The following is a 21,931-nucleotide window of genomic DNA, read 5'->3' as shown; positions in this document are numbered from 1 at the left end:
GAAGCAGCTTACCTGCTCAGCTTTCTTGACTAATAACTTCTTCCTCAAATCGGTCGATATCATTATTATTACCAATAATGACCATGATATCCCCGGTTTGCAACGAATCCATTGCCGTCGGGGCAATAATGACCCCGGCTTCTTTTTGCAGCGCCACGATGCTGCAGTTGAAGCGTACGCGTGCATTGAGGGTGGAGAGTGTTTTATTGTGTAGACAAGCAGGCACTTTCATCTCAACTATGCTGTAATCATTGGACAATTCGATGTAATCCAGCAGGTTTGGTGTAACTAATTGGTGGGCAACCCGAATCCCCATATCCCGTTCAGGGTATACGACGCGGTCAATGCCCAGCTTGTCGAGTGCCCGTCCGTGAAGAACGGAGATGGCTTTGGCGACAACCGTTTTGACACCCAGCTCTTTGAGTAGGATGGCGGTGAGGATACTTGTCTGGATATCGTCGCCAATCGCAACGATGCCGCAGTCAAAATTACGAATGCCCAGGGAGCGCAGCACTTCCTCATCCGTAGCATCTGCCACAACAGCATGAGTGACCAGATCACTCATGTCTTCGACGAGTTCTTCATTTTTATCGATACCAAGCACCTCATAGCCTAATTCCATTAATTCCTGTGCCAGACTAGAGCCGAACCGGCCAAGCCCGATCACCGCAAACTGCTGTTTTTTCATTGTGCCTCACGAACCCCTCTATCCAAATAATCATTAACAATCACTAACCAATAATCATCTTGCCTTCCGGATATCTATATAAGTCCTTACCCTTTTTCTGCCCCAGTGCATACGCCAGCGTGATCGGCCCAAGCCGTCCTGCAAACATCGTAAAACAAATCATTAGTTTGCCAAACGTGGTCAGCTTCAGCGTCAAGCCAAGTGAAAGTCCTACGGTACCGAAGGCGGAAGTCGTTTCAAATAAAATCATTAAAAAAGTACTGTCCTCTGTTGTACTCAGCACCATCGTGACTGTAATAATGAATAACAGCGCCAGCAACGTAATCGTAAGCGCCTTGAAGATCCGTTCCTGCACAAGCCGATACCGGAAAAAGACGATATCTTCCCTTCCACGCATCATGGCAATGACCGCTCCGGCCATAATCAGGAATGTCGTTGTTTTGATTCCGCCTCCCGTTGAACCCGGCGAAGCACCGATAAACATCAATATAATCATGAAAAATTGTGTGGCCTGCCTCAGTCCAGCGATATCTACCGTGTTTGCCCCGGCTGTACGTGGTGTTACCGACTGGAAAAACGAACCGATTATTTTACCGCCCCAGTTCAGGCCGCCCAGCGTCCGCGGGTTGCTGAACTCAAACACAAAGATGACCAGTGCGCCAAACACAATCAACAAAGCGGTCATCAGCAGCACAACTTTGGAATGCAGCGACAGCTTCTTTGTTTTATGATAATCCACCAAATCGGACAGCACAACAAAACCAATTCCTCCGGAAACGATCAGAAACATCGCGGTAAAATTGACAAGCGGATCATAGACATACCCGGTCAGACTGCGAAAGTCACCAAACATATCAAAACCGGCATTGTTAAACATCGAAATCGCATGCCAGTACCCATAATACATCGCCTGCCCAATGGGCATATCAAACGACCAGCGCAATGCAAACAAAGTGCCGCAGATCCCCTCCAAAATCAGCGAGTAGATCACAACCTTGCGAATCAGCCTCACAATGCCTTCCATCGTGCTCTGATTCATCGCTTCCTGCAAAATCAAACGCTCCTTGAGCGATATTCTTCGTTTGAAGGCAATCGCAACCAGCGTCGACATCGTCATAAAGCCGAGACCGCCGATCTGTATCAGAATAGCGATAATCACCTGACCGAATACCGAAAAATAGGTTCCCGTATCCACAACAACCAGTCCTGTCACACAGACAGCTGACGTCGCCGTGAAGAGTGCATCGATAAAGACCAGACTTTCACCGCTGCGGCTGGATACCGGAAGCATGAGCAGTAATGTTCCCAGCATAATAATGCCAGCAAACCCCAAAACCAGAATACGTGGCGGCGATAATCGCATCCATTGAACATTCGCTTTCACTTCTGTATCATCCACCTCTGCTAAAAAGAAAATAACTCCACCCTGTGGAGCCCATGTATCAATCATAAAAAAGCAACATATAATTGGAGTTAATATACATCTTGTTCATTTTAATAACTCTGTACGTTCTATAATTCAGTTTGTTCTCCCTATAGTTCAGTTGGTTCTACGTTCTATTCGTTCCCTTGTTAGACTTGAGGCATGCGGATTTTTGCATATTTGCTTCAAAATTATAAGCGCTGTGGCGATTACAGACAAAACGATTTTTGTGTAAATAACATCGAATTCGAGCAAAACGGGAAAAAAGTTCATGTCCGGACAGCTGTATCCGTTTTTTTCGGTCATTTTCATTCTTTTTCAAAGATTTACACCTGTTTTCGTGATGTCATTGGCAATGGGTACATGCCCTGTGCTATCTTTACTTAAATATGTAATTGAATAAAGGAGGAACACCATTTCATGAATCCCTTAGGGCAGCCTTTACAGCTTAAGGCTAACTTCAAACGTTTGGGGTTGCTTGCGGTGATCGGCCTGATTTTATTTTTTGTCTTTCAGATCTTACCTGCAACTTCATCACAAACGACAGAAATCTCGTCAACATCCTTCATTAGCAAGGAACAAGCGATTCAGTCTGCACGTTCATTTGCAGCTTCTGTTGATGACTACACACTTCCGAGCAGTGACAGTAAACCTCTTGTAACCTATCAGACCCATTCCGATATTTACGGATATATGGCGAAGACCAAGCAGCTCAGCACGTACAATCAGAAGTGGGAACCAGCCTATCCTTACGATGTGTACCGCGTTCGCTTGCTTGATCAGGACAAGGGCGGTTACCTTAACGTTGACGTACATATGAAAACAGGAAAAGTGGTCGCTTTCAAACGTGTACAACCTTCCTCGCTCTATACGGCCGTTGAAACTCAACAAGAGCAGGGCATCCAGAGCACTTCCGAGTCGCTTGCGGAGGGCCACATGCCTTTGAACGAGAAAGAAAAACTGGCGGCTGGAGTATTAAAAGAATTTGGCTATGACGGTCCCAAGCTTCAACTGGATACACGGGATGGCGAGCCGGGTCTGAAGTACACAGATGCAAGTAAAACGATTGGCAACTCCAAGTTAGAATTGAATTTCACTTTTGAAAACGGTGCTGTCCGTTCGTTCGATCCGGGTTTCTCCGTACCGAAATCTCACACGGATTATGTTAAAAACCAGACCCAATTGGCCAACTGGTTAACTTACGGTGGTTACGCCTTTCTGACATTTATTCTCGGCGTGCTTGCCATCATCTACAGCATCCTGGCTCGGGCCAATACATCGTTCAAACGCGGTGTGGTATTATCGCTGGTGTACTTTGCAGCCTCCATGATCGGTACACTGAACATGTTACCTCTCTTTGAGGCACGGGGACTTTCCAGCTTCATGTTAGTGTTTCTCATGCTCATTCAAACAGGGATTACAATTGTGATGAGTGTCACCATATATCTGTCACTTGTAGCAGGCGACGGTATGTGGCGTAAAATCGGATTCAATCCATGGCCACGTGCCAAGGAGCCAGGTTACGGCAAATATGTGCTGCACAGTATGTTTACCGGTTATCTGTGGGCCTTCATTCTGCTAGGTGTGCAATCCGTGTTGTTCTTTATTCTGGAACGCAGTATTGGCACATGGTCCACAACCTCCGCGGATCAATCGACGTATAACATGACGTATGCATGGATCTTCCCGATCATGGCCTGGATGGCTGGTATTGGCGAAGAGGCGGTATATCGACTGTTTGGTATTCGCATGATGCAAAAGGTCGTGCGTAATACGTTTATCGCCTGCCTGATTCCTACAATTATCTGGGCACTTGGACACACGCTGTATCCGATCTATCCGGTCATTACACGGCCGATCGAGCTAACCGTCATCGGACTGTTATTCAGCCTGATCATGCTGCGTCACGGCTTCATTGCTGTCGTTTTCGCACATGTCATCTTCGACAGCCTGCTGATGGGACTCAGCTTGATTTTCATGGGAGATGCACTGAACATGGGTGCCGGAATGTTCTGGATTGTGTTACCGGCTATTGTTGGATATGTCGTCTACCGTTTCAATCCAAAACAAAAAGAGAAGCCGTATGTCACGACTCCTCATCACGAAGTGCTGCAATAATCTGAGTTGCTAGCTTATCTCCAATAGATAGAGGCCGGAAGTCTTCGACGCTGGCCTCTTTTATTTTGCGTAAAGAGCCAAAATGCTTCAACAGCAGCTTGCGCCGTTTCTCTCCGATGCCTGGGATGGAATCCAGCCGAGACGTAACCATCGATTTACCGCGTTGCTCGCGATGAAACGAGATCGCAAATCGGTGAACCTCTTCCTGAATCCGCTGCAGCAGATAAAACTCCTGGCTATCCCGCGGCAGGGAAATCACCTCTGGTGGATTGCCAATCATCAGCTGTGATGTTTTGTGTTTGGCATCCTTGACCAATCCACAAACCGGAATGAATAACCCCAGCTCGTTTTCAAGCACATCCACAGCAGCCGAAATCTGCCCTTTACCACCATCGACCACGATCAAGTCAGGCTGGGTCAAATTCTCCTTAAGCACTCGCTCATAACGACGGCGGATGACTTCCCGCATCGTTTCATAATCGTCCGGCCCTTCCACAGAACGTACTTTATATTTGCGGTATTCCTTCTTGTCCGGTTTACCGTCAGTAAATACAATCATGGCAGATACCGGATTCGTACCCTGAATATTCGAGTTATCGAATGCTTCGATCCGACGCAACTGATTCAGACCGATCCAACGCCCCAATCCCTCGGATGCTTTGGAAGTCCGCTCTTCATTACGCTCGATGAGACGGAACTTCTCCTCCAATGCCACCCGTGCATTGTCGAGTGCCATCGTAATCATCTGGCGTTTCAATCCGCGCTGCGGAATATGGACTTTGATCTCCAGCCACTCTTGAAGAGAGGCTGCCATCTGGGACGGCTCCTCCAGCTCGGATGGCAGCTTGGCGTTTGATGTTTCCAACTGATCGGCTGTATCGTTATTTTCTACCTTCATTGAATCCGTGCCATAAGTTGTACGTGTCTCAGCCACAAGTGGCTCGGATCCTGAATCGATAACATCCTCTTCAGAGATCAACTCTTTTGGCATCTCTGGCAACAAAATTTCCTGTGGCAAAGCTGGATTGTCACTATAATATTGTGTTACATAAGACATGAAATCACTGTAGGCCTCACCGTAAAACGGAAAAGTGGACACATGGCGTTCAATCATTTTCCCCTGACGCATATATAGAATCTGGACACACATCCAGCCTTTATCAATTGCAAATCCAAAGACGTCACGGTCTCTGGCATCCGCCATCGTAATTTTCTGTTTTTCCATGATCGCGTCGATCGCGATAACCTGGTCACGCAGTTCTTTGGCCCGTTCAAAATACAAATCTTCGGCCGCTTCCTGCATTTTGCGCTGCAAGTCCTTTTTGATCTCCTCATGCCCACCGCTCAGAAATGATCCGATTTCTTGGGAAATCTCGTCATACTGCTCTTTGCCTACTTCTTTTACACAAGGAGCGAGGCATTGACCCATGTGGTAATACAGGCATACTTCCTTCGGCATTACGCCGCATTTGCGGAGCGGATACATCCGATCCAGCAATTTTTTGGTTTGGTGTGCCGCATACGAGTTCGGGTAAGGACCGAAATATTTGGCTTTATCTTTCAGCACACGGCGGGTCACTTCGAGCCGCGGATGTTTTTCATTCGTTATTTTAAGATAAGGAAATGTTTTATCATCTTTGAGCAATACGTTGTAACGAGGCATATGTTTTTTGATCAGGTTACACTCCAGAATGAGTGCTTCCATATTGCTGCCTGTCACGATGTATTCAAAATCTCGAATATCTGCTACCAGACGTTGTGTCTTTCCATTATGACTGCCAATAAAATAAGAGCGCACACGGTTTTTCAGCACTTTGGCTTTACCAACGTAAATAATGGTACCTTCACTGTTTTTCATCAGATAACAGCCCGGCATGTCAGGAAGCAGTGCGAGCTTGTGGCGAATTTGCTCCAATGCCTTCTCCTGCTCATTTAACTCTTGCATAAATGGATCCATAATTCGGGAGTCCTCCTTTCCGAGAAAAGTAAAATTAATGGTTACAAAGAATTCACAACGACCACTCCAATGACAGAACAACCTTCCAATCGCTGTTTTCCCCAGATTTTTTGATTCCCTTTTAAAGGAGAAGCTCCGGTGATAAAGGCTATAGCAGATGCATCCGATGCAGCTTTCTTTCAGAAAGCTTTTAGCTTCCCCAGTTCTTTTCTAGCCTCTCCGTTAATCATGTAAATTTCCAGTTTCATTTCATATTCAATTATATAATACAAATAATTTTTTACGTCATTTATATATTACTTTTATATTGTCCTGTATCAAGCTTTTCGACGCAAAACGCCCCCGGCATGTAAACCGGAGGCGATGTGTCAGCCTGCACTTATTAATGTTTTGGCTTGAAGTTTATTGATGTTTTTCGATGATTCCTTTGAGAGCTTCTTTGGAGTTCAAACCAACCACTTTATCAACGGGTTGACCGTCTTTGAAGAAGATCAGTGTTGGAATACTCATTACACCGAAACGGGAAGCAGATTCTGGATTCTCATCCACATTTACTTTAGCAATTTTTACGGAATCGCCAACTTCTGTGGACAGTTCTTCCAGAATTGGAGCGAGCATTTTGCAAGGACCACACCAAGGCGCCCAGAAATCAACCAGAACCGTTCCTTCTCCTTCGACTTCCGTGTTAAAGGATTGATCGGATACGTTAACAATAGCCATAGAATTGTCCTCCTTATATATACTTACGGTTTTATTTTAACCTGTAACGTCGTGAACGACACTTCCAGTATAACACATGTGCGTTAAACTTGTGAAATGAACAGCTAATGTTCATCTTCCCAACATGAAATCTTCATAATTACAGGTGCAGCAGGTCATCTGCAAAATCTTTACAAACGCTTTCTTTTCCAAGTATACTAAAATTACTCCGGATTGTAGCCCTGCTTGCAGGCCAAGCTATCAATCCTCATAAGGAGGCAATACGATGGATGCTAATATTCGGATGACCGACCCACGTGAACATGTGAACGAGGAGCCGCGCAACGACCTCTTCGATCTGATTATGGGTGTTGTCGGCATGGGCGGCCTGATGACTGTCATCTTCTTTGGGATGGTAATTTTCAAATTCCTGACCGAATAGGATGTTCAAGCTCACTCAGACTTCCACAGACCAGAAAAGCCCGGTTTTCGCAAATTGCGAAAGCCAGGCTTTTCTTGGTATATCTGTGCATTTAACGTAAGTCACACGGACTCAGGTACTGACGCGATAACCCTCTTGAGCATGATGACAACTCGACTTTTCCACAAAATCAGTCCTTGCCTCGCTGATTCTCGCCCCGAACCTGAATAACATCCACAAATGGACGAATCCGATCCATCAGTCGTTGGCCTTTGTTCATTTCCTCGCCATCCCGGTTGGTAAAGCTCAAGTGTTTCTCAAGCCCTTCCAGGTTGTAATTGGACGTATAGAACGTCGGCTTGCGATTCATTCTATAATTGAGAATTGAGCCCATCACATGATCCCTCACCCACGGGTTCAGGTTCTCAGCCCCAATATCATCAAAGATGAGCAAGTCACAGCTTTTCAGAACATCTGTCATTTCCTTGAGCTTCTGCCCTTCACTGATCATGGATTTCAGATCCTCCACAAAGTCAGGCATATAAATGATCACACCCGTATGACCTGCAACTGCAAGTTCATGCAGCAGATAACACATCAGAAACGTTTTACCGGTTCCAAACGAACCTTCCAGATATAGTCCTTGCGTTGAAAGTCCGTTTGCTTTGGTCTCGCTGATATAACGAAGCACCCGGTTCACCGCTGGCGCACGCATGCGATCTTTACCCATAATCTCCACATCATTATATCCTGCACTAAGTGCACGCTCATCCACATAGAAGCTGCGAATGCGCTGCTTGATGATATGTTCATTTTGCCGGGCGATCTGTTTCGAGCAAGGTGCTTTAATATCTATAATTTCGGGTTTACCGTTGAAGTTTTCTACTTCCAGTTTGCAAAAATGACCCTGAAAATCGTTGGGACAGTTGTCGAGTCCCGGACAATTCGCGCAGTTCTTCGAATCTTTGGCATACTGAAACAGCTTGCTCAGATCGGGCATAAGCTGTGCATCTTTCAGTTCAGGATGACCTGCGCGGAACTCGCGCACATACGGGTCTTCCAGCAAATCCGCCATAATTCGCCGCGACTGCTCACGAAACGAAGGGTTCAGCTGCTGAAGCAGTCCTCCCAAGGATTCCATGACTTCAAGCCCCCTTTAATAGTATCTGTATTAGTGAATAACGGGACATAATTATCGCCTTATGTTCAATCATTCGTACTGTTCATTCTATAGAAAAGCCGACAATAACTCAACTGATACATTTGGAAAAACTACCGCACCGAATGACTCAACGGCTACTCTAATTCGTATACTCGGGATGATCATGTCTGGAGCACCCGAATAAGTAACAGCTTGAACTGGGAGATGTCGTGAATTGGAATGGTGGAACAAAATCCGAGGAAATCTGTTCGATAATCTGCTCGTACTCCTGTTTCTCATTTTGCAATTGAATCAGATATGTCGCCTTGTCACCTTCTGTCCAATTCTCATCACACTCTTCTGCCTGTTCTTCCTCCATATCATCTTGTTTGAATTGAATACATTCTTTCGTAATTTCAACCGCTCGTTCCTTTGCATTTGTCTGAATTAAAGCGTAAATATATCTACACACCCAATCCGGCGACTTATAATAGGTGGCCCACGCTTGTTCAAACCAACGCACTGCTTCAGAAAAACATTTCAACTCCAGGTACAGTTCTGCGACATGAACTTCTCCGACGAAATCATCATCCGTTTGCGAGAAACCATCCAGTTTCTGTTTTGCTTCATCTGTTTTGCCCATCTTGATCAGACAGTGGATATGACTATACATCGCATAATCAGAAGGCCCGGCACTTTGCAAAAACAAAACCGAAGCCTCATCCCACTCTTCCAGATGGTATTTGGCAATCGCGAGGTTATTGCAAGCCTCTTTGGAAGGTTCCCTACGGATAGAGTTCGCTAATACGGTCTTAGCTTCTTCCCATCTTTCATTAACCAGAAGCATTTCACCCAGCAGGCTGTAAGGAAAATGGGAGGTTGGGTTCAAACCCACTGCTTCTTGAGCCAATTCTATAGCCGCCGTTACATCTCCCTCTTCGTGATAATAGATCCAAGCCAGGTTTGTCAAAGACTGAACATCTCTCGATTCGTTCAACGCTTCTCGGAATAGAGCCAAAGCCGCATCATAATCATTATTTTCAAGACATTCGATTGCTTTTTGATTCGTACTCAACGGAGTTGCTCTCCCTTCCAATTGAATTGTGGTCCTCTAATGACGTACTGCTGCACGCCGATGTAAAAAAGCGAGTCACCTCTCACAAGGGACCCGCCTGTATTATGCAACTATAATGTTCCTTTTTGCTTGCTCGCCTGCATCTCCTGGGCAAAACGCATCATCTCTTCGAACTCTTCCTCCGAGACGCTATCCCCGCCATGACTTATGTCTTGTACGATCGGAATTTCGGGTTTCGCTTTGGTTCCTTTGCCGTATGTACGGGTACGGGTTCCAGCTGCTCCTGCAGCCTGCTTGCCTTTTACCTTCGCCTGATCACGGATGTATTGTACAGCTTTCTCGTAAGAATTCACCTGCTTGAGCAACATGTTAGAGGCGATCGCCTCTACGAAATTACGGTTAATACGCTGCTCTCCACCGGATACAAGCAGTGCCATCAGATAATGGATCAACACGTTGATTACTTCACCGGGCAACTTGTAACTCAGATCGATTTTTTCGAAAATATCTACCAGGTTATCCGGCACAGCGCCAGGGAAAAATGTCTGTAGCAAACGTGTATAAGGCTCATTGCGCAGCATCATATTGTATTGATGAATATCACACTTGGTTGAGAACTGCGGCGGTACCTCGACATAATATTCCATCTGTACAACATGCTCGACTGGTGGCTCACTAGAGTCTGTGTATGGCTGTGGCTCCTCCATATGTTGCCGAAGAGCAACCACCTTGGCGGCTTGTACCGTCTGCTGCTCCTGACGTTTCTTCGTCTGTCTGAATTGCATGCTTGCCTTATGCTGCAGATCATCCAGTAACAGCTGCCCTTGCGGGCCGAACACATCATCTTCATCCAGCAAGCGGCATACATCTTGCACACTAAGGTTAAACTTGTTCACCACATAATTGACGATCCCGAGCTGCTCATGATCAAAACGCAGCTGTTCGACATACCGACGGTTCACGGACTCACGCGGGAATCGTAAAATAATATCAGCATAATTCAGCTTGTTCTCTTCAGCAGCATCATTCGTGCCTGTTCGCTGCGCCGACGAGGACACTTCGGATAAGGCCTGCTCCAGTTCATAATCAATCACATGTGTATTGAGCTCAAATATATCGTAAAAGGGTACTGAAATATTTTCTTTATTTGCTGCCACATAAGGCGTGTCCCCATTTTCTACAGCTGAAAAACCGGCTCGCAAGGATAACACAGCAAACTTGCCAATCTTGTCTCGAAGCAGCAATGTCAGATGTTGTGTGCGGAAAAACTCTGCCGGAGAGAGTGGCGGCTGCAACTCATACTCATAGATGTAATCATCATTTTCCGGAGTGTAAAGCCTTGAGGTTTGAAGTAGCCCTACCGCTTCCAGCTTCGACGCTTGTTCAACCAAATATTTGCGTCCCTTCTCACTGGGTTCCAGCCCCAATGTCATAAACAACCGCCGTTGCTGCTCAAGCGGGGAATAACCGACCTGTTCTCCGGGAAGATGCTGAAATAACAGCCGATACAAGCCAACCGCAAAAGCACCTACCATAGGCTGGTAAGCTCCTGTGAGCATGCGGTCGTCCAGGGCGCTTAATCCAAACTCCCTGTATACGCAGTAGCGATGATGTTCCGTAAAATGATGCAAATTCTTCATGCGCATAGCCTGATCTCCTTCTTCCCAAACGTTGTTTTTCTATTCTATCATAAATGTCCGATCCTCAAATGCTCAAAAACAGGTAAAAAACGAACCCGTTCTCACTGCATTTCGTCCTAGGTCGACATCGTTCACGTTTTCGCAAAATTGGGCGAATTTTCAAGTGGGTCACTCCAAAGAGTCGCTAGAATACTATAAAAGCTGCAGTACGAGATTACAAGCAAAATCGTTTAAATTCATTCATCTTATACATATGATAAGAAGCAAACAAACATTCCCCTGTACCGTTCATCACAGCAAAAAAAGCCTTCTCTTTGCACGCGTAAGCGTTTGCGTCAAAGAAAAGACCTTTTCAAAACTCAGTGCCGCAGCTGCCTTCACTTTCCAGCCATCAGAACATACGATATCCGCCCAGTCGCAGCTTCTGAATCGTCCAGCCACTAATGATCGCACCCGCGAGACCTGCAACCCCAGTCATATAATCGACCAGTTGAAATGATCCCAGATGTGACATGAGCGTAGACGAATGGTCCCATAAAGAATATACCACCACAGGCAATATAACGATGACGAACAAATAGGAAGGAAACCAGGTAGTCTTCATAAGCATATTCAATATGAAACCGATACCAAACATCATAACAAAAAATAATACCATTAATACGAGCACCGGTATAAACTGCATCGGCTGACGTTCACCTCTTCTTTCACACTTTCGGTTTTCCCTTCTGGATAGTAGTAAGTTTACCGCAAAAAATGTGGCGAAGCAACGAACTTTATGGACAAATCTGCCGATTTTCACGAGAAGATCATTTGCCCTTCTGCTTCATGTTGGGATACAATATAACGATAAAGCACTAAACTGTCCCTTACCGGGATTTGGAAATATAACCTGTAGGAGGAACAAAATCCATGAACGAAGCCGCATCAACCCTGGAGGGCTGGTATGCCCTGCATGATTTTCGCTCAATGAACTGGACCGCCTGGAAAGCAGCCGATGATGAAGAGCGTGCTGTTGCCCTGGACGAGCTTCAGGAGTTTTGGAACGAATGGAAAAAAGTCGAGGAGGCTTCTCAAGGCAGTACCGTTGTTTATACAGTTGTAGGCCAGAAAGCAGACTTTGTAATGATGCATCTGCGCGAGACGCTGGAAGATCTGAAAGCAGTAGAGAACGCTTTCAACAAAACGACGTTTGCCCAATATACAAACAAGTCTTACTCATATGTCAGTGTAGTGGAACTGAGCAACTATCTTGGCAAAGAGGGCGAAGATCCGATGCAAAATCCGGAGATCGTTGCCCGTCTTAAGCCCGTGCTACCACAGCGCCAATACATCTGCTTCTATCCGATGAATAAAAAGCGTGAGCTGGACGACAACTGGTACATGCTGTCTATGGATGAACGCCGTACCATGATGCGCAGTCATGGCATGATCGGCCGTAGCTATGCAGGTAAAGTCAAACAGATCATTACCGGCTCGGTTGGATTTGATGATTGGGAATGGGGCGTTACCCTGTTTGCAGATGACGCGCTTCAATTCAAAAAGCTCGTTTACGAGATGCGTTTTGATGAAGTCAGTGCACGTTATGGCGAATTCGGTTCCTTCTACGTAGGAAGTCTGCTGAACGAAAGCACGCTGGAAGAGATGCTGAAGCTGTAAAGATAGGCTAATAATCTAATCACTATAAAAAAAGCACCGCGGATATCCCTAAAGGAATAATCCGCGGTGCTTTTTTTAGTTTTTCCGTATTACCTTACTTCAAGCATGATTTAGATTTATTTAAGTTGAACGAATTGTTTACACAAAAACGGAGAGGACAGAAATAAACTGGAAAAGCGAAGCTAAAAGCTTTCTGAAAGAAAGCTACATCGGAAGCATCTGCTATCGCCTTTATCACCGGATTTTCCCTTTGAGAAAAGGGATTCCAAAAAATCTGGGGATAACAGCGATTGAAAGGTTATTCTGTCATCGAAGTGTGCGAGTAAACTCTTTTTTAGAACTTAATAAAATTTCAATCCTGCTCCTCTTCATCAACCGCTTTCAGAGATTCAAGAAACTCGGCAGTTGCACGGTCACGGTCACGGCTCTTTTCCTTAAGCCGTTCAATCGCCGGCAGAATAAGAATGTCTACTTCTTTTTGAACGATGTACGCCAAGTCATATTGGTTCTGTTCCTCAAGATAACCGCCGACCTGCATCAGGCTATTGTAGCGATCCAGTTCCTCACGGGTTAACAGACCGCGAACCTGTACACTGCAATGTCTCATCCGAAAAACCGCCCTTTCCTTAGAACCAGCGGAATGCCTCCAATGATGAACAAATACCGCAGATCAACCAGTTTTTTCAACTGCGCTGCCTTCCAGCCTTTGTATTTTTTGCTGCCGACCACAGCAATCGCTTCTCCCTTACCCAATGAGGCCACCGTGCCTTTGCTCGTGAATTCAAAAGGCTGAGGCTGCTTGTTGCGAATAGCCGCGACAATGTTCTTCGCACAATTCACACCCTGCTGCATCGCAATCTGAGCCGTCGGCGGGTAAGGTCTGCCTTCCTCGTTAAATACAAGGGAGTTGTCTCCGATGACATACACATGCTCATGTCCGGGAGCACGCAAATATTCATCCACCTTCACGCGGCCACGCATCACTTCAAGACCAGCCTGCTCAAGTAAAGAATTACCTCGAATTCCGCCCGTCCATACAACCGTAGCCGCATCAATTTTCTCACCTTCACCGACAATTACACCATCAGGAAGACATTGCTTGATCGGAACACCGATTTTAAACGTAACTCCTTTTTTCTTCAGCACATTCATCGCATGATCCACGAGTTCCGGATCAAACCCCGGCAATGCCGAAGGCGCGGCTTCAACGTTATAGATGTGTACATGTTTCGGGTCCACGTCAAATTCCTTACACAATTGCGGAATACGGTCTGCAAGTTCCGCGACAAATTCCACTCCACTGAAACCAGCCCCGCCTACAACGAAGCGAATACGGTTTCGTTTATTATCGTTTTTGTACATCGCGAATTGATATTCGATATGTTCTCGAATCAGCCTTACGGAGTTAATACTACGAATTGTCATCGCATGGTCAAGCATACCGGGTATACCAAAAGTTTCCGGCTCCCCGCCCAGTCCAATAATCAAGTAATCGTAAGACAACGTACCGTCCTCCAGAATGACTTTACGATCCTGAAGACGGATCTCCTTCACCGATGATTTCACCAGGTCAATCTTGAACTCATCGATCAGTTTCGAAATTGAAACTCTCGCGTGTTCTATTTTATCCGTGCCAGCTGCCGGCATATGTAGATGAGTTGTAATATAATGATAATCATGCCGGTTCACCAACGTGACATCGGCTTCGTTATAGTTCAGTTCCTTCTGCAGCCGCTGGGCTGTCAGAATCCCGCCATATCCCGCTCCGAGAATGACGATTTTGGGAATGCTGCTCATATCTGTACTCCTTCCGGTTTTGCTCCTATCCTTCCCTTTAACAGGTGGAATGCAAAATACTCTTACTTACAAGTATTGCTCAGGTCTTATCCATTATGACGACAAATGTAAACTTCATGAATGGTTTTGAACTTCTATACGCATATCATCGATTTAAGTTGTGAAATTAACCACAAGATTACACAAAACGCGCGGGGTGTCTCGACTTGACGCCATCACTCTAATTTTGGCAAAAAAACACATAGTACAGGTCAAGGATATCTGGATTTCTCGCAAAGATCAAGTTTTTTTTGTTATTTTTCATAACCTTTCATTTCCAATTTCATCCTATTCTCACCAGATCTTCATCAATTATTCTCAGATTAGTGATCCAGCTAACTTTGCAACCCAGATTACACCGTTTATAATAGGAAAGACAGTTTACACCCATGCAGATTATGTGACGTAATTTGCAATAATAAGTACTGGTCTCTACCTATTAAAATAAGAAAGGTGTTGTTGATTTTTGACTGCACAGACATCCGGTCATGAAATGACCGATTTGCTTATTATCGGCGGCGGCCCTGCGGGCCTGTTCGCTGCATTTTATGGAGGTATGCGTCAGGCATCCGTTACGCTCGTAGAAAGTATGCCTCAGCTTGGCGGACAGCTTGCTGCCCTATATCCAGAGAAATACATCTATGATGTAGCCGGCTTCCCAAAAGTCACTGCCCAGGAACTGGTTAATAACCTGATCGAGCAGATGAACCACTTTAACCCGAACATCCGTCTGGAAGAAAAAGTGGTATCGGTGGAGAAAATAGAAGAACAGCATTTCATCGTAAAGACAGATGAGAATGAATATCATGCCAAAGCCGTTATTATTACAGCTGGTGTCGGTGCCTTTGAACCTCGCCGCCTTGAACTGGAAGGTGCAGCAAAGTTTGAGAAAACCAATCTGCATTACTTCATCAGTGATTTAAACGCTTTTGCAGGTAAAAAAGTTTTGATCAGCGGCGGCGGAGATTCCGCTGTGGACTGGGCACTTATGCTTGAGCCAATTGCTGAGCAGGTTACTCTGATTCACCGCCGGGACAAGTTCCGTGCACATGAGCACAGTGTGGAAAACCTGATGAATTCCAAAGTTAACGTGGTCACACCAACCGAAATTACGGAACTTCACGGAGATGAAACGATTACGAAGGTTACTCTCGCGCATGTTAAAACGAAAGAAACACAAGAAATTGAAGTGGATGATGTCATTGTAAACTTTGGTTTCGTCTCATCTCTTGGTCCGATTGCCGAATGGGGTATCGAAATTGATAGCAATTCCATCGTTGTGGACTCCCGCATGGAAACGTCCATACCTGGCATCTTTGCTGCTGGTGATATCACTACGTATCCAGGCAAGCTGAAACTGATTGCCGTTGGCTTCGGTGAAGCTCCAACGGCAGTGAATAATGCGAAAGTTTACTTCGATCCGGATGCCAAATTGTCTCCTGGACATAGTAGTAATATGAAACGCTAATTCAAAGAAATCACATAATAGGGTACAAAAAAGGGTATCTTACTCCTGAGCAATCTCATAATCAGGAGGGATACCCTTGTCTTATATATGCCCGCTGTGTAACGGTCTGGTTGTTCCGGAGCAGGCTTGTCCCCACTGCCTCCAGGGACTGTCAGAATGCGGCAAATTGGTCGACTATACCGGACCATACAGCCCCTACGAACTTCAGGTTTCCTCTGACACGGCAGACGAAACTGAAAACGTATGCAATCACTTGATGCACTGTCACCATTGTCAGACAAGCATGCTGCTACCAGTCTCTTTATGGGACATGTCCGGAAACCTGTAATATTGCCTGCAATGAGGATCTCTAGTGAAGTATGGCAGATACGTTGGTACCCAGTTTGCGCTTATGGATTTCTGCCAATAGCAGCGCGATGAAATCTCGTTCGAGATCCAGTTCGATCGCCTTATGGTAGGAATCCAACAACATCTCATCGGATAACATAGCCATTTCCCGCCACAACCTTTCCTTTATTTTCCTCAAAACTATCATATCAGAGATTATCAAAGAGAACAAGCGTTCTTGTTATCCACAACAACATGTGGAAATCCTGTGCATAGTTTGTTGATAATTGGAAAAAACATAGATTATATACAGTGGATAATGTGGACATTATTTATACACAGGACGGATGGAATCTCTATAAAAGCCAAGATCAAAAGAAAATTTCAAGCTATTTTCATATTTTCCGACGATACTCGGGATGTATTACCCCAAAGTGAAAATTTTCAAACGTTTTTCATATGATATCTCTTGTATATACTATCGGTTTTTCATAAGGTTTCTTTAGTCTTTCCAGCGATTTTCATTGAGGTCTGGTATTTACTTCCAGAATCCATATTCTGCCGGAGTGATCCAAACCATAATCAAATCCTAACTGACCTATGCCTGGAAACTGCGTTTCCATAATATGTGTACAAGTCAGCGTCAATGAACGCATCTCCTGCCTTTTATGCCGATTAGCGATATGGGGCAGCGATAAGGCAAGTGCTCTTTTGCCTGATAGCATCGTTCCTCCCTTACACAGATTCGTTACACACAGACCTGGACGAGCAAGTCTTCCGACCAAAGAACGAAATACCCAGCCCTGCGCAGTCTTGACCACCTTGACTCTGTAATCTACAGGTCTTCCATGAATCGTCGCAAGATGAATCCCTTGTTGAATCAGATATCTTCGTCTGGCCTTCACCCGCACAAGGGAATGATACATCTGTTTAAAGCTGGCGAATGAACGACTAACCTTCATATGTGTGTATCTGTAGGCTCCGCCGTTCCTGGATACCCGGATCACGCCATACCCGCCACCGCCCACCACCGGTTTAATAAATACCATTCCATAACGCTGCAGCATGTGCAGCAGATTACCTGAACTAAACGCCATGGTCTGCGGAATATGGGCAGCAGCCACCGGATATTTTATTAACGCAGCTGTCTTCCGCCATTTGCTTGCTAATTGTCTCGACATGGGTTGATCTCCTCTCTGAAACAATGCTCCTTCCTTATACATACTCAACCCTGGGATCGTATTCTTGGATGATTGTCCAAGGCAAAGGCCCCTTTTCCGTGGAACCTGTCCTGCTTATCGAAAGGCAATTTGGGACAATGCCCACTTTACTTTTCAAACGGTTCAATCTGTCGTATGCTACTAAAGAATGATTTGTATTGGCTAAAAATGAGGACTTAAGGAGCGTTCAAAAGACATGGAAGTATTTTTCAAATCACTTTATGGCGTGGCCTATTTCGCAATGTCCATTGTACTGGTCGCGGTGACGGTACTTCTCTTCGTGATCGGTATTCGTCTGTTTATCAAAAAACGCAATCGCGGCTTTGCCGTAAGTTGTATTTTATTTGCCTGTTTCATCGTCTTTATCATTGTCGTTATGTTCACCACGCCCTTCTCTGCCACGCCTCCAGGCTCACCGGAAGCCATGGCTGCCCTGTTGCATTACGGGTAACTGATCTTTGTAGAAGGAGATGCTTATGACACAAAATAATAAAACACTTGGAATTGTTGATATCGGCTCTAACTCCATTCGTCTGGTGATCTATGAGGTGAATGAAGACGGAGCGTACCGCATTATTCATGAAGACAAATATGCTGCCAGACTAAGCGGGGTTGTCGAACCGGATGGCAGCATTCAAAGGCAGTCTTTAATAACCGCGATGACTATATTGCGGCAATTCAAAGCCACCTGCGAAGCTTATCAAACGGGACTGATTCGGGCAGCAGCGACAGCAGCTATTCGCAATGCAACCAATGCCGCGCAGATTATTGCCTGGTTAGAAACTGAGACTGGACTTACTATTGAATGTGTTTCGGGAGATCGGGAGGCTTATTACGGATTTTTGGGCGTGATTCAGTCCATTGATCTGAAGGACGGTTTTGTCGTGGATATCGGGGGCGGCAGTACGGAAATCACTGTATTCCGCAATCGCGAAAGATTGCATAGCGTGTCCCTGCCGATCGGCGCCGTGAATTCCCATGCCCGTTATGGAGGCGAGGATCAATGGATCGAAGCCAATGAACACGCACTTTGCAATGAGGTCATTGAAGCGCTACAGGGATCGGACTGGATTCGGGAACATCCCGGTTTGCCGTTGATTGGACTGGGCGGTACGATGCGTACACTTGCAAAAGTAGAACAAAAACGGACACAATACTCTCTGCCGGTGTCACATCATTATGAGATTGGACAGGAAGCGATGGAAAATATCGCACATTCCTTGCCCTATCTTACTTCGGCCCAACGCAAAAAGGTGCCAGGTCTCGCCAAGGATCGGGCTGACATTATCGTACCTGGCGTACTGATCCTGCGTACCATCTTCCGCATCATCCAAGGAGATCGTTATGTGGTGAGCGGAGCAGGACTTCGTGATGGTCTCTTGAGAGACTATCTCGCATCTGGTCAGCCTGCCGCACCGGATGCACTGAAGGACAGTATCCGCAATTTTCTTCATTATGGCCCGCCGATCCCCGAGAAACGTCTGAACCGGATCCATCACGATACGGTTCACTTGTACACCGCCTTGCAGGAGGCCGCACCGGATGAGTCTGATGAACGAATTCTGTATGCCTCCTCCATGCTGCACATGGCTGGTAAACAAATTAACTATTTTAGGTACACGCAGCACTCGGCATACTGGATTATGAATGCAAGCATCTACGGTCTTTCTCACAGGGAAACGATCCTTAGTGCCATTGCAGCTGACTATCATCCGAAAAAAAGAACCCCCCAACTGCTGCAGAAGCATGAGGATATTCTAAAAGATTCGGATGCACAGCATGCTCACCGCATTGGCTCGTTGCTACGTGCAGCCGAAGCGATCAACCGTGCGGAGAGCATCGCCGCCATTCACGCAGTCAAAGAAAAAGACTCGCTGCAGGTCACATTGACCTGTACAGACGAGCCTTTACTTGAACTGAACAGTCTGGAAGATGCCGTTAAAGATCTGCAGGAAGCCTGGGGAGTTACGATAAAACACTCCACTCAGCAGGCTTCCAAGGGATAATCCCCATCGCCTCCGTCTGACTTCTCAGCGGGGGCTTTTCATTTTTTACAAATATATAATTCCCGTTTGGCATAAGTTCTCTGGCCTTCACATTGTCATTCAGCGACAGATTCAGGATATCCACCAGCATCTTTTTCAATGAAGGATCAAATACAGGACACATGAGCTCAATGCGCCGGTTCAAGTTACGCGACATCCAGTCTGCACTGGAGATGAAAACATCCGGGTTACCGTCATTTTCGAAGTAAAACAACCGGGAATGTTCAAGGAAACGGTCTACAATGCTAATCACACGAATGTTCTCGCTCAGTCCTTCTACACCTGGACGTAAGCAGCATACACCGCGGATAATCAGGTCAATCTGCACCCCTGCCTGCGAAGCTACATATAATTGATCGATCATTTCCTGATGAGATAAAGAGTTGATCTTGGCAATGATACGGGAACGTTTGCCTTTTAATGCATACTCTGTTTCTCGTCGAATCAGTGTGAATAATTCGTCCTTCATGCCATCCGGAGCAACACGGAATGCTTGCAATGCTTTCGGACCAGAATAACCGGTAATCTCGTTAAACAGTTCGGATGCATCCTCCCCGATGACCGGGTTAGAGGTAAACAGACCCACATCGGTATACACTTTGGCTGTGCTCTCGTTATAGTTGCCCGTCCCCACATGTACGTATCGGCGCAGCCCTTGCTGCTCCCGACGTACAACAAGAATTATCTTTGCATGTGTTTTCAGACCGACCAGACCATAGACGACGTGACAGCCTGCTTTTTCCAACTTACGGGCCCAGGCTATATTCCGTTCTTCATCAAATCTAGCTTTTAGCTCCACAACGACGGTAACCTGCTTGCCGCTCTCTGCGGCGAGTGCCAGCGCTGGGATTAAGCGTGAATCACCATTCACCCGATAAAGGGTCATTTTGATCGCCAGAACCTGTGGATCTTCTGAAGCTTCCAGAATAAAATCCGTCACCGGCTCAAACGACTCATATGGGTGATGAACCAATACATCCTGTCTGCGAAGCAGTTCAAAATGACTTTCCCTTGGCAGGAACTCCGGCGGATATACAGGTTGTACCGGACTGTATTTGAGATGAGAGAAACCTTCAAGGCTATCCACAAATCCAGCCAGGAAGCTGAGATCCAGCGGTCCGTCGATTTCAAAGATCGGGTCCTGAATTTCAAATTCATCTTGCAGCTCCTGCAGGGCATCGCTACGAAAATCCTTGCACACTTCCAGCCTGACAGGGGCTCCGCGACGTCTGCGCCGCAACTCTTTTTCGATAGCCTCCAGCAAATCCTCCGCTTCCTCTTCATTAATGGAGAGATCTGCATTGCGAGTCACTCTGAACTCCTGCACAGCCAGCGATACATATCCGCTGAACAGGGTATGCACATGTTGTTTAATCAGATCTTCGATCAGAATGAAGCTTTTTTTCTTGCTATTGGCCCTCAGGGGAACCTTCACAATGCGAGGAAGATTGGAAGGTACCTGCACAATGGCCATAAACGGCTCGCCATCTTGCTCATCTTCTTTTTGCAGCATAACGGACAGATAAACGGACTTGTTATGCACCAGCGGAAAAGGCCGGCTCTGGTCGATGGCCATCGGCGTAAGCACCGGAAAAATAATATCATGATAATATTGATCCATCGCCCGTTGCTGCGTCACATTAAGATCCACATACTCCTGGATATGCACGCCCTTCTTGGCAAGAAGACGAATGAGCTCACGGTATGTTTTATATTGTTCCGCGACCATGGTCCCGGTTCGTTTAATGAGTCTGCGGTACAGCCCCGGAGGAGTATAACCTGTGAAATCCTTTTGCGTGAATCCAGCCTTGATCTTCTCCTTGGTCTCTGCGAGTCTGACACTGACAAACTCATCCAGATTGCTGGCAACAATACCAAGGAACCTCATCCGCTCCAGCATAGGCGTTGTGGAATCCTGAGCTTCCTGAAGCACTCGCCGATTAAATTCAACCCAACTCAAATCACGATTAACATAATTGCCTGTTTTAATATCCTTATGCATGTATGGCCTCCGAATGTGATGCATGTCAATTCTTATTGGAACTCTACATATAATTGTACTATTCGAAATCGACTTCAAGCGTCATCGGAATGTTAACGCAGTGTTAAATTTATGTAAATGATAACTCATGACCGTAACTTTTTCCATCCCTTTACAAAGAACAATAGACAAGGTAAAGTGAACTACAGTGTGATTTGGATCGGCTGTTGTTA

General features: G+C 45.8%; 20 protein-coding genes. 7 read left to right on the top strand and 13 right to left on the bottom strand.

Annotation, left to right across the window (positions count from 1 at the left end):
* Positions 1–16 precede the first annotated feature (16 nt).
* Both ACUTVW_RS18835 and ACUTVW_RS18830 read right to left on the bottom strand, forming a co-directional pair.
* Entirely contained in the window at positions 17–688 is a 672-nt protein-coding gene (locus ACUTVW_RS18835) for a potassium channel family protein (RefSeq protein ID WP_445647180.1), read from the bottom strand.
* A gap of 43 nt (positions 689–731) precedes the next feature.
* Positions 732–2,051 carry a TrkH family potassium uptake protein gene (locus ACUTVW_RS18830; protein WP_445647204.1) on the bottom strand — a complete coding sequence of 440 codons (1,320 nt, stop codon included), beginning with the start codon at positions 2,049–2,051 and terminating at the stop codon, positions 732–734.
* A 480-nt stretch (positions 2,052–2,531) separates the two neighbouring features.
* Between ACUTVW_RS18830 and ACUTVW_RS18825 the strand changes: the two genes are divergently transcribed.
* Entirely contained in the window at positions 2,532–4,229 is a 1,698-nt protein-coding gene (locus tag ACUTVW_RS18825) for a CPBP family intramembrane glutamic endopeptidase (RefSeq protein WP_445647179.1), read from the top strand.
* Here ACUTVW_RS18825 and uvrC read toward each other — a convergent pair.
* Positions 4,198–6,186 (bottom strand): excinuclease ABC subunit UvrC, encoded by a 1,989-nt coding sequence (uvrC, locus tag ACUTVW_RS18820; RefSeq protein ID WP_445647178.1) that lies wholly within the window; start codon positions 6,184–6,186, stop codon positions 4,198–4,200. The two genes, ACUTVW_RS18825 and uvrC, sit on opposite strands and share 32 nt — an antisense overlap.
* A gap of 402 nt (positions 6,187–6,588) precedes the next feature.
* Positions 6,589–6,906: a thioredoxin gene (trxA, locus tag ACUTVW_RS18815; protein WP_090919457.1), complete on the bottom strand. Its 318-nt coding sequence runs from the start codon at positions 6,904–6,906 to the stop codon at positions 6,589–6,591.
* A gap of 265 nt (positions 6,907–7,171) precedes the next feature.
* On the opposite strand from trxA, the gene ACUTVW_RS18810 reads away from it, so the two are divergent.
* Positions 7,172–7,327 (top strand): YqzM family protein, encoded by a 156-nt coding sequence (locus ACUTVW_RS18810; protein WP_110897381.1) that lies wholly within the window; start codon positions 7,172–7,174, stop codon positions 7,325–7,327.
* 169 nt (positions 7,328–7,496) lie between these two features.
* On the opposite strand, the gene dnaI is transcribed toward ACUTVW_RS18810, so the two are convergent.
* The 4 genes from dnaI to ACUTVW_RS18790 form a co-directional block, all read right to left on the bottom strand.
* Positions 7,497–8,447 (bottom strand): primosomal protein DnaI, encoded by a 951-nt coding sequence (gene dnaI / locus ACUTVW_RS18805; RefSeq protein ID WP_445647177.1) that lies wholly within the window; start codon positions 8,445–8,447, stop codon positions 7,497–7,499.
* A 160-nt stretch (positions 8,448–8,607) separates the two neighbouring features.
* Entirely contained in the window at positions 8,608–9,522 is a 915-nt protein-coding gene (locus ACUTVW_RS18800) for a tetratricopeptide repeat protein (RefSeq protein WP_445647176.1), read from the bottom strand.
* A gap of 110 nt (positions 9,523–9,632) precedes the next feature.
* Complete coding sequence (locus ACUTVW_RS18795) at positions 9,633–11,168, bottom strand: helicase DnaB (protein ID WP_445647175.1); 1,536 nt, start codon at positions 11,166–11,168, stop codon at positions 9,633–9,635.
* 385 nt (positions 11,169–11,553) lie between these two features.
* Positions 11,554–11,847 carry a YuiB family protein gene (locus tag ACUTVW_RS18790; protein WP_123064681.1) on the bottom strand — a complete coding sequence of 98 codons (294 nt, stop codon included), beginning with the start codon at positions 11,845–11,847 and terminating at the stop codon, positions 11,554–11,556.
* Positions 11,848–12,074: 227 nt separating this feature from the next.
* Between ACUTVW_RS18790 and hemQ the strand changes: the two genes are divergently transcribed.
* A complete protein-coding gene (hemQ, locus tag ACUTVW_RS18785; protein WP_445647174.1) occupies positions 12,075–12,821 on the top strand; it encodes a hydrogen peroxide-dependent heme synthase in 747 nt (248 codons plus the stop codon).
* A gap of 352 nt (positions 12,822–13,173) precedes the next feature.
* Here the strand turns inward: hemQ and ACUTVW_RS18780 are convergent, their stop codons facing one another.
* Both ACUTVW_RS18780 and ACUTVW_RS18775 read right to left on the bottom strand, forming a co-directional pair.
* A complete protein-coding gene (locus ACUTVW_RS18780) occupies positions 13,174–13,428 on the bottom strand; it encodes a hypothetical protein (protein WP_445647173.1) in 255 nt (84 codons plus the stop codon).
* Complete coding sequence (locus ACUTVW_RS18775; protein WP_434749545.1) at positions 13,425–14,618, bottom strand: NAD(P)/FAD-dependent oxidoreductase; 1,194 nt, start codon at positions 14,616–14,618, stop codon at positions 13,425–13,427. Before ACUTVW_RS18775 ends, ACUTVW_RS18780 begins: the two co-directional genes overlap by 4 nt.
* A 505-nt stretch (positions 14,619–15,123) precedes the next feature.
* Here ACUTVW_RS18775 and ACUTVW_RS18770 point away from each other — a divergent pair.
* Complete coding sequence (locus ACUTVW_RS18770; RefSeq protein WP_445647172.1) at positions 15,124–16,125, top strand: NAD(P)/FAD-dependent oxidoreductase; 1,002 nt, start codon at positions 15,124–15,126, stop codon at positions 16,123–16,125.
* Positions 16,126–16,201: 76 nt separating this feature from the next.
* Complete coding sequence (locus ACUTVW_RS18765; RefSeq protein ID WP_445647171.1) at positions 16,202–16,453, top strand: hypothetical protein; 252 nt, start codon at positions 16,202–16,204, stop codon at positions 16,451–16,453.
* 21 nt (positions 16,454–16,474) lie between these two features.
* Here the strand turns inward: ACUTVW_RS18765 and ACUTVW_RS18760 are convergent, their stop codons facing one another.
* Positions 16,475–16,618 (bottom strand): sporulation histidine kinase inhibitor Sda, encoded by a 144-nt coding sequence (locus ACUTVW_RS18760; protein ID WP_434749543.1) that lies wholly within the window; start codon positions 16,616–16,618, stop codon positions 16,475–16,477.
* Positions 16,619–16,973: 355 nt separating this feature from the next.
* Positions 16,974–17,633: a YheC/YheD family protein gene (locus ACUTVW_RS18755; protein ID WP_434756437.1), complete on the bottom strand. Its 660-nt coding sequence runs from the start codon at positions 17,631–17,633 to the stop codon at positions 16,974–16,976.
* A gap of 235 nt (positions 17,634–17,868) precedes the next feature.
* Here ACUTVW_RS18755 and ACUTVW_RS18750 point away from each other — a divergent pair, with 235 nt between their 5' ends.
* Complete coding sequence (locus tag ACUTVW_RS18750) at positions 17,869–18,123, top strand: hypothetical protein (RefSeq protein WP_445647170.1); 255 nt, start codon at positions 17,869–17,871, stop codon at positions 18,121–18,123.
* Between the two features lie 25 nt (positions 18,124–18,148).
* On the top strand, positions 18,149–19,678 hold the full coding sequence (locus ACUTVW_RS18745) for a Ppx/GppA phosphatase family protein (protein WP_445647169.1): 1,530 nt from the start codon (positions 18,149–18,151) through the stop codon (positions 19,676–19,678).
* On the opposite strand, the gene ppk1 is transcribed toward ACUTVW_RS18745, so the two are convergent.
* Entirely contained in the window at positions 19,638–21,719 is a 2,082-nt protein-coding gene (ppk1, locus tag ACUTVW_RS18740) for a polyphosphate kinase 1 (RefSeq protein ID WP_445647168.1), read from the bottom strand. The genes ACUTVW_RS18745 and ppk1 overlap by 41 nt on opposite strands.
* Positions 21,720–21,931 lie beyond the last annotated feature (212 nt).

This window comes from Paenibacillus sp. TSA_86.1, assembly GCF_052691815.1.
This window is presented reverse-complemented; position numbering and strand designations above follow the sequence as displayed.